Source organism: Aeromonas taiwanensis, from assembly GCF_000820165.1.
In the GTDB taxonomy this organism is placed as follows: Bacteria; Pseudomonadota; Gammaproteobacteria; order Enterobacterales; family Aeromonadaceae; genus Aeromonas; species Aeromonas taiwanensis.
In genome coordinates this window covers 1-9,161 of sequence record NZ_CDDD01000088.1, presented here as the reverse complement: position 1 = coordinate 9,161, position 9,161 = coordinate 1, and the positions used below count along the sequence as shown (strand labels likewise).

Here is a 9,161-nt window from a genome sequence, read left to right as displayed (position 1 = left end):
CACCGCCCAGTACGTTGATGCCCTTGCGGTTGGAGAGGGGGCCGCCCACCAGCACGCGGGTCACGACCTGTTGTCCTTCCACCCGCTCGACGTGCAGCTGGATGCGGCCATCGTCCAGCAGCAGGGTGTTGCCTGCGTGCACCTCATGGACCAGCGCCGGGTAGTCGGTGCCGACCCTGTGTTGATCACCCTGATGGCTGCCGAGGCCGGCATCGATCACGAAGATGTCGCCGTTCTGCAGCTGGATCTTGTCATTGGCAAAGCAGGCGATGCGGATCTTGGGCCCCTGCAGGTCGGCCAGGATGCCGACATGGGTGTTGAGGCGAGCGGCGATGGTGCGGATCCGCGTGGCCAGCGCCAGGTGCTGCTCCGCGGTGCCGTGGGAAAAGTTCAGCCGAAAGACATTGGCTCCGGCTAGGATCAGCTTCTCCACCATGGCTTCCGATGAGCTGGCGGGGCCCAGAGTGGCAACAATCTTGGTCTTGCGCATGGGATACTCCTGTTGCGACGACGTGAAAAAAGGGTGGTCACTTGACCACCCTTTTTATGGGCAAATATCAGTAGTTGACGACTTTCTTGGCGTTCCACACCGTCATGGCGAGCAGCATGGAGACCACGGAGGCACCGAGCCAGAAGTACTGGGCGCTGCTGAAGTCGTAGTGGGTCACACCGTCGATCTCGCTGGTCTTGATGAGCGCGGCGGAGACCAGCTCCTGGACGGAGGCGGCGATGTAGGAGCACAGGCCGATGAAGCCTTTCACGGCACCGACCGCGGTCTTGGGCATCAGGTCACAGGCGGTCAGACCGGCCAGGAAGACCACCAGACCACCGATGGCGTAACCGATCAGGGCGAGGGCGACGGCGTCCATCATGCGGCTCTGCGGGCCCCAGAACATCAGGCACATGCCGGCGATGTTGGCCAATCCGTACAGCAGGGTCGGGATGTGGCGGTTCGCGTTGAACACTTTGTCGGAGATGATCCCGGCCAGGATGGCACCGAGGAAGCCGGCGATGGGGTAGGCCGACATGGCGAAGCCGGCGTCGATCAGGCTGTAGCCCTTCTGCTCCTGCAGGTAGAGCACGGCCCAGGAGCTCATGGCGTAGCGGGACATGTACATGCAGGCACAGGCGGCGGCGATGAGCCAGACGGCGGGCTGCTTGAGGATGAACAGCTGGGCGCGGCGGATTTCAGCCGGGTCCACTTTCTTGGCGATTTCCGGTGTTTCACCGAAGGCAACGGCAGGTTCCGGCAGGCCATAGGTCTGCGGGCGATCCTTCAGTACCAGGTACATGCACAGGGCGGCGATCAGGGAGGCGATACCGGCACCGATGAAGCCTGCCTTCCAGCCGAAGTAGCTGACGACGGTGGCGGTCAGGATCCAGGAGATGCCTTCACCGATGTTGCGCGAGCCGCCCCAGATGGAGTAGACCGAGCCCCGCTGCTTGGGCGAGAACCACTGGAAGATGGAGACGCAGGACGGCGCCGAGCCCACGGACTGGAACCAGCCGTTCAGGCCCCACATCAGCACCAGGAAGAAGGTGGCGGTGTTCATGCCCATCAGGATGGTACAGATGGACGACAGACCCAGGGCCACCGACATGAAGCGGCCGATGTTGGCGTAGTCGGACAGGAAGCCGTTGGAGAACTTGCCGACGGCGTAGGTGAACAGGAAGGCGGAGCCGATGACGCCCAGCTCTTCCAGGGTCACCACGCCGGAGTCCAGCATGGGTTTCTTGACCACGTTAAGGCTCATACGAACCACATAGAACATGGCATAACCGAGTACCAGGCCCAGGAAGACCTGCCATTGGTACTTGCGGTAAATCGATCGAATTTTATCTGGCGAGGCATCCATGACCGGTAGGTCTGCTCGCGTCTTGAAGAAGTTGAACATGGTGTTCTCCGTTTCTATTTTGGCAGCATGGTTTCAGAGGGAGCTCTGAGCGCGGTTGCCATGATAAGAAGGGAGAAATTGCGGCGGCAAAAGGCCAAAAATGGGTCAGTTGTGACCCGGGTGAGGGAAAAGCACGGGTCAGAAATGACATATTCTGACTGTCTTATTGATAAGCGATGAATAACAATAGTCATATCGCCGAAGAGAGATGGGTCAGAATTGGCTCATCTCCCCTCTAATAAAAACAAGGTGAAAAACCAAATATTAGATGTACCGCACATAATCCGTTTTTGAGAGTGAGCAGACCGATCCCATGTCTCTATTTTCTCGACTGCTGCCCGTGAGTCTGGCGGCAATATTGTTGCCCATTGGCGCCGTCCAGGCCGCGTCCCTGACGGTCCTCACCTCCTTCTCGGAGACGCCGGTCAAATCGGTGATAGACGGATTCGTTCAGCAATATCCTGATATCCGGGTCGAGGTGATATATCGGCGAACCATCCCGTCACTGCGCTTATTAGCGGAGGGGGAGGCACCGTCGGTCGATATTATCATGTCATCGTCACCGACCTTTTTTAACACACTCGACAAAGAGGGGCTATTGGCCCCCTTGCCAACGACCACCATTCCACCGGACTGGTTGAGTCCCCATACCCTGGGATTAAGCAACAAGGTGGCGGTGGTGGGATATTCCAGCAGTGGCATCATGTATAACCGCCACTATCTTGCCAAATATCAGCTGCCACAGCCCACCAGCTGGCAGCAGCTGGCGTCGCCGGTATTCATGGGCCACGTCATGATGAGCTCCCCCTCCCAGTCCGGCACCACCCACATGATGGTGGAGAGCATACTGCAGCAATATGGCTGGGATCGGGGCTGGGCCCTGCTGATGCGCCTGGGCAGCAACCTGTCCGCCATCACGGCGCGCAGCTTCGGGGTGAGCGACGGCATCGCCCGCGGCCTGGCCGGGGCGGGCCCCGTGATCGACAGCTACGCCCTCAACAGCCAGGCACTCTTCAAGCACATCGGCTTCAGCACCATGGCGGATTCGGTGATCCTGCCGACCTATCTCGGGGTGCCCCGCAGCACGGCCAACCCTAAGAACGGCGCCTTGTTCATCCAGTACCTGCTCTCCGACAAAGGGCAGGGGATCATCGGCACCCCCGGCATGGCCAAGACCACCCTGAGCCAGCCAGACCTGGCGAGACAGACCCATTACGTGACCGACAAGAGGCTGCTCTACCGGCGGGCGGGGCTGCTCAAGGCCTTGTTCGAGCAGACCATCACCCAGCAGCTGCCGAGTCTGAAGCTGGCCTGGCGCGGGATCAACGGGGTGGATACCCGCGGCGATCCCGAACGGATCAGGCTGCTCGAACAGGCGAAGTTGCTGGCAAGCACGCCGCCCCTGAGCGAGCGGGAGGCCAGGGATCCGGCGTTGCTGGCGCTGTTTGACGGCATGTATGACAGGGAGCAGGGCAACCCGCAGGCCGAGCGCGTGATGCACCAGTGGCGCCAGACGACGGAGGCGCGGCTGAACGAGGCGCTGCGGCTGGTCGAACAGGCCGGCAAGCCATGAGCCGCCTGGGACGCAGCCTGCGTCTGCCGAGCAGCCTGGGGCGACGGCTGATCCTCGCCTTCCTGGCCATCATGGCCCTGACCGGGATCATGGGAATGGCGGCCTACATGGTGTGGGACAGGCTGGGGCAGCAGGTCAACCTGATCGTCAGTGAGAGCCTGCCCGCCGTCGGCAGCGCCTACCAGCTGGAGCGGGCCAGCTCCCGCCTGCTGCTGCTGCTGGCGCAGCTGCGCGACACCCGGGATCCGGTACAGTACAAGCGGCTCTCCCTCTCGGTCTCCACCACGCTGCAGGATATCCAGCAGGCTTACCTGCTGGGCTTGCAGAGCGATGACGAGGTGCTGGCCAGGCAGAAGGCCTTCGCGGAGCTGAGCGCCCTGGTGGCGGATCACGCCCGCTACCTGAAGCAGCAGATCGCCCACGCCGAGACGCTGCAGCAGCTGCAAAAGCGCAGCAACTGGCTGCATCAGGATCTGGTGGACGACGTGGCGCCCCTGCTGCAGGAGGTGGAGTGGCACCTCACCAGCATGGTGACCAGCTCCGACGACATGAGCGAATTTGGCAATGTCATCAAGGAGTTCTCTGCCCTGCAGGATCTCACCTTCAAGGAGAACGAGCTGCAGGCGCTGGTCAGCGAGGTGATTGACCAGCGCTACCAGCAGGATCTCGAGAGCGCCTTCCTGTTCATCGGCTACAAGATCGACGAGATGGACGAGCTCACCTACCGACTGGCCGAGTACCCCTCGACCGTCAGCTATCGCCAGATCCTGCAGGACATCGTCACCCTGGTGAAACCGGATGGCCAGCTGCACCGGCTCTTGCAGGCCGATGCCCTGACTCACCAGCGGCTGATGGCCCTGCGCCCCAAGCTGGACGACGCCGTCTCGCGTTATCACCAGCGGGTCAGCGAGACGGTGAGCGAGGCGAACAGCTCCCTCCACGTGCTCGGCCACAACAGCAGCCAGATGGTGGCGACCGGCAAGCTGGTGATCCTGGTGGTGCTGGCGCTCGTCATCCTGCTCAGCATCTTCGTGCTGGTGGTGCTGATCGGGCGGCGACTGATCGGACGGCTCGATGTGCTGGGCCAGGATCTGGCCCGGGTGGCGGCCGGCAAGATGGACGTGCCTATCCAGACCGGCGGGCGGGACGAGATTGGCCAGCTGGGGGAGAGCTTGCGCCACTTCTGCCAGCAGTTGCAGCAGATGGAGCGCACCAACGCCCTGAACCTCATCAACAACACCCAGGCCTGCCTCATCACCTGCTATTCGGACGGCACCATTGAATCGGTCAACCCGAGCGCCCTGACCCTGTTCAGGCAGGCAACCATCAGGGCGGATCTGCCTCTGTGGCAGGTCTTCCCCGAGAAGGCGGGCGCCGTGCTGGCCAGCCAGTTTGAGCCGGATCAGCCGCTGCACCGGCTGGGGCACGGCGAATGCACCGTCGCCACCGGGCCCGACGAGGCCCCGCGCTTCCTGCACTTCAATCTGCGCCGCTTCGAGCAGGGGCGCGGTCATCGCTTCATCATCACGGTCACGGATGTGACCCGCCAGGAGCTGACCGCCAGGGAGCTGGGCCAGCTGGTGGAGGAGCGCACCCGCGAGCTGACCGAGAACAACCGCCTGCTGGCGGCGGAGGTGGTGCAGCGCCAGCAGGCCCAGCGCAACCTGCTGCAGACCCAGGATGAGCTGATCCAGGCGGCCAAGATGGCAGTGGTGGGGCAGGCCATGACCAGCCTTGCCCATGAGCTCAATCAGCCCCTGTCAGCCATGATGACGTACCTTTACACCAGCCGGACCGCCCTCGGGGCCGGAGAGATCCAGATGCTGGACAAGGATCTCGGCAAGATGGAGATGCTCGTCCAGCGGATGAGCCGCATCATCAACGCCTTGCGCCATTTCGCCCGCAAGTCGCCGACCGAGGAGACCCGGGTCCGGCTCGAGCTCGGAGAGTTGGCGGAGCAGGCGCTGCTGCTGCTGGAGACCCGGGCCAAGCGGGAGGGGTGTACCCTGAAGAATGAGCTGCCCGCCGGGCTCTGGATCGAGGCCGATCCCGTGCTGGTGGAGCAGGTGCTGGTCAATCTGCTGGTCAACGGCATGGACGCCGTCGCCGGACGGGAGAGGCGCGAAATCCGTCTGCTGCTGCTGGAGCAGCGTGGTGGCCGGCTGAAGATCGGGATCGCCGACAGCGGCACCGGTTTTGGCGAGGCCATACTGCCCAGACTGTTTACCCCCTTCACCACCTCCAAGGAGGTGGGGCTGGGCCTGGGGCTGACCATTTGCCGCTCCCTGCTGGCCCGCTGTGATGCCGGGATCCTGCTGGGCTCCGCCCTGGGGGGAGGGGCCATGGTTGTCCTGGAGTTTGGCGATCCTCCGTCGGCCAAGCCGCAGGAGGCCGAAACCGAAGTGTCTTTGAACGAGGAGAAGTCTGTCGATGTTGCTACCCCGTAATCGCCCGGCCAACGTCTTGCTGGTGGACGACGATGAGGACGTGCTGGAATCCTATTGTCACCTGCTGCGGCTTTCCGGCTATCAGCCCAGGGCGACCACCTCCCCTCACGAGGCGCTGGAATTGCTGGCCAGCCAGTGGCCCGGTGTCGTGGTCTCCGATATCTACATGCCCGCCATGAACGGCATGGAGCTGCTGACCCGGGTGCACGAGATCGATGCCGAGATCCCGGTCATCATGATCACCGGCCATGGGGACATCCCCCTGGCGGTGAAGGCGGTGAAGCAGGGGGCATTCGACTTCCTGGAGAAACCGCTCAACCCGCAGGCCCTGCTGGGGCTGCTGGAGCGGGCCTGCAAGCAGCGCAGCGAGGTGCTGGCGCGGCGCAACGAGATCCAGGAGACGATCGACGACGAGCTGATCGGGACCAGCCCGCAGATCGTCGCCATCCGCAACCAGATCAACCAGCTGGCCCAGACCGACAAGGACCTGATGCTGGAGGGGCCTGCCGGCTCGGGGCGCCACACCCTGGCGCAGCTGTTGCACAAGATCAGCGCCCGCAGGGAGCAGGCCTTCCATCTGCACGACTGCGTGTCGGCCAGTTCGCTGGCCGAGGTGCAGGAGAGCCTGGCGCAGGCCGATCAGGGCACCCTGGTGCTGCAGTCCCCGGCTCGGCTGACGGCCGAGTGCCAGCGCTGGCTCGGCAACCATCTGCTGGAGCAGGAGCGCAGGGGAGGCAAGTCGCTGCGCACCATTGCCCTGTTCGAGGAGTCACCGGAAGGGCTGGTGGAGCAGCATCAGCTGATGCCGGAGCTTTACTACTTCCTCTCCCAGGTGCGGCTCAAGCTGCCCCGCCTGGTGGAGCGCAGCTGCGACATCATCCCCCTGTTTCGCACCTTCCTGCGCCAGGGGTGCAAGCGGATTGGCAAGCCGGTGCCGGCGGTGGATCGCGCCTATCTGGAGACCCTCAAGCGCCACCAGTGGCCGGGCAACCTGAGGGAGCTGCGCAACGTGGCCGAGCTCTATGCGGTGGGCATCGTCAAGTTGGCCGGGGCGGAGCGGGCCATTCCCCTCGCCAATGCCAAGGAGCCGCTGGACGATCTGGTGGAGGAGTTCGAGCGGCGGGTTATCGAGGACACCCTGTTCCTGTTCTCGGGACGGGTGACCGAGGCGGCCCAGTACCTCGGCATCCCGCGCAAGAAGCTCTATCTGCGCATGAAGAAGCACAACCTCGACAAGGAGCAGTTCAAGCCCGCCGGCTGAGCCATCAGATCTTGAACTGCTGTACCCGGGTGGCCAGCTGCTGGCTCTGGGTCTCGAGCTGTCCACAGGTCTGGCGAATGCGCTCCAGGTTCTCCAGCATGGCGCGGCCGTTGCCCGTGACGACGCTGAGGTTGCGGTTGATCTCGGTGCTGACGCCGCTCTGTTCATGGGCGGCGTCCCTTATCTGAGTGTTCATCTCGTTGATGATGGTGATAGCCCGGGTCATTTGACCCAGGCTCTCCCGGGTCTGGTGCGCCTGGCTGACGGCCAGGGTCCCGCTGTGGCTGCTGGCCCCCATCTTCTGTACCGCCTGCTGGCTGCCCTGCTGCAGCCGCTCGATCATCTGCTGGATTTCCCCCGTACTGTGCTGAGTCTTGCTGGCCAGGGTGCGCACCTCGTCGGCCACTACGGCGAAGCCGCGCCCCTGCTCTCCGGCTCGTGCCGCTTCGATGGCGGCGTTGAGTGCCAGCAGGTTGGTCTGCTCGGCGATGCCGCGGATCACCTCCAGCACCGATGAAATGTGCCCGACATCCTGCTCCAGTCGCTGGATCCCCTGCTCCGATACGTGAATGTCCCGCGCCAGGGACTCCATCGCCGTGACCGTGTTCATCAGGTCCGTCGTGGCGCTCTGTACCTGGCCGGCCGCCTCGGCGGAGGCGTGCTCGGTCCGGCTGGCGTGGGTCACCATGAGGGCGCTGGTGGCACTCTGTTCCTCCACGGCGGCGGCAATCTGATCGCTCTGGCGCTGCTGCTCCTCGGCATGGGTGACCATCTCCTCCATCAGGACGTGCAGCTGGCGGGATGCGGATTGCACCGCATCGGCGGTCTGGCTGACGTCGCCGACAATCTTGTGGACCTGGCCGATAAAGCGGTTGAAGGTGGCGCCCAGGGTGCCTATCTCGTCGCGGGAAGTGAGGGTGAGGCGGCGGGTAAGATCCCCCTCACCCTGGGCGATGTCCTCCAGGGCCCGTTGCATCTGGTCGAGGGGCCTGAGGGTGAGCCGGGTGACGGCCCAGGTGAGCACCAGAGCCAGCACAATGGCGATCAGGGTGCCCAGGCCCAGCACCTGCTGTGCGTGCTGGCTCGAGGCCTCGACCTCCTGCCTGAGCTGCTGCTGGGACTGCTCGATGGCATCCTTGAGCTGGTTGAGCTGCTGGCGGATAAGAGTGAACTGCTGTTGTGACGTCTTGAACTGGCTGGAAAGCTGATGGCTGTTTCCGTGGGGATCGGCAAAGACGGTCTGATAGTGGGTGAGCCAGCGATCGAACTCCGCCAGCATGAGGTCCAGCGAGGCCTGATGCTCTCTGCCGATGAGGCCCGCGTCGATCAGGGTCTGTACCTGGCTGATCCTGTCCCTCGCCTTGTGGCCATTATCAAGAAACTCCGCCTTCTGGTGCGCCACATTGTCGGTGCCGAGACCGCCCACGATGAGACCCTGGCCGGCGGCGATGACCTGATAGAGGTCGCGATAGGCGTCCTCCAGGGCATCCTGTACCGGCAGTATCTGCTCGACGACGGTGCGGTTGACCCGTAGTTGTTCGGTGAAGCTGGTGTAGGCGACGGCGACCACGCTGGACATGATGATCAACACGATCACCACGGGCAGACGGGTCTTGGTCGTGAGGGACAAATGATGGAGGAGTGTCATGACGGTGAGTCTCGCAAGGGGAGGGGAGTGACGTTCCATTATCGGGCCAAGGGAATGGGTAGGCTTCATACGGGTGTCACGCAATCGGACGGGAGCCAGAATAATTTGAGTTATTACCGGCACATAATCGAGTGCAGCCGATGCCGATCGGAGCGAAACTTGTTCAATGAGTGAACAGGTTTTCTATCCTGCCGGTCAGAGGGGGCGCATCATGAGATGTCCGAAATGTCTGAAGGAAGGGGTCGAGAAAGCACTGGATGAGCGGGTAGGGCGAGCCTGCGCGCTGGGATGCGGGGCCGCTGGCGGTTTTGCCTGCGCAGCCAGCTTTGCCAAGGTG

6 protein-coding genes are annotated in these 9,161 nt (G+C 63.2%); 3 read left to right on the top strand and 3 right to left on the bottom strand.

Going from position 1 to position 9,161, the window contains the following annotated elements:
- The coding region (locus BN1136_RS15605; RefSeq protein WP_043808848.1) for a pyruvate kinase at positions 1 to 490 on the bottom strand (490 nt) is incomplete at its 3' end.
- Between the two features lie 67 nt (positions 491 to 557).
- Positions 558 to 1,895, bottom strand: a complete 1,338-nt coding sequence (locus BN1136_RS15600; RefSeq protein WP_043808845.1) for an MFS transporter — start codon at positions 1,893 to 1,895, stop codon at positions 558 to 560.
- Between the two features lie 313 nt (positions 1,896 to 2,208).
- Between BN1136_RS15600 and BN1136_RS15595 the strand changes: the two genes are divergently transcribed.
- Genes BN1136_RS15595 through BN1136_RS15585 form a run of 3 tightly spaced genes read left to right on the top strand, consistent with a single transcriptional unit; the run spans position 2,209 to position 7,176 of the window.
- Entirely contained in the window at positions 2,209 to 3,468 is a 1,260-nt protein-coding gene (locus BN1136_RS15595; RefSeq protein ID WP_167332247.1) for an ABC transporter substrate-binding protein, read from the top strand.
- Positions 3,465 to 5,915: an ATP-binding protein gene (locus tag BN1136_RS15590; protein WP_043763704.1), complete on the top strand. Its 2,451-nt coding sequence runs from the start codon at positions 3,465 to 3,467 to the stop codon at positions 5,913 to 5,915. The genes BN1136_RS15595 and BN1136_RS15590 overlap by 4 nt, the downstream gene beginning before the upstream one ends.
- Positions 5,899 to 7,176 (top strand): sigma-54-dependent transcriptional regulator, encoded by a 1,278-nt coding sequence (locus BN1136_RS15585; RefSeq protein WP_043763701.1) that lies wholly within the window; start codon positions 5,899 to 5,901, stop codon positions 7,174 to 7,176. Before BN1136_RS15590 ends, BN1136_RS15585 begins: the two co-directional genes overlap by 17 nt.
- A gap of 4 nt (positions 7,177 to 7,180) precedes the next feature.
- On the opposite strand, the gene BN1136_RS15580 is transcribed toward BN1136_RS15585, so the two are convergent.
- On the bottom strand, positions 7,181 to 8,824 hold the full coding sequence (locus tag BN1136_RS15580; RefSeq protein ID WP_043763698.1) for a methyl-accepting chemotaxis protein: 1,644 nt from the start codon (positions 8,822 to 8,824) through the stop codon (positions 7,181 to 7,183).
- Between the last annotated feature and the right edge of the window lie 337 nt (positions 8,825 to 9,161).

Excerpts from the sequence above, each read along its gene's own strand:
- BN1136_RS15585 (WP_043763701.1), top strand. The coding sequence starts at position 5,899 with ATGTTGCTACCCCGTAATCGCCCGGCCAACGTCTTGCTGGTGGACGAC.
- BN1136_RS15590 (WP_043763704.1), top strand. The coding sequence starts at position 3,465 with ATGAGCCGCCTGGGACGCAGCCTGCGTCTGCCGAGCAGCCTGGGGCGA.
- BN1136_RS15595 (WP_167332247.1), top strand. The coding sequence starts at position 2,209 with ATGTCTCTATTTTCTCGACTGCTGCCCGTGAGTCTGGCGGCAATATTG.
- BN1136_RS15580 (WP_043763698.1), bottom strand. The coding sequence starts at position 8,824 with ATGACACTCCTCCATCATTTGTCCCTCACGACCAAGACCCGTCTGCCC.
- BN1136_RS15600 (WP_043808845.1), bottom strand. The coding sequence starts at position 1,895 with ATGTTCAACTTCTTCAAGACGCGAGCAGACCTACCGGTCATGGATGCC.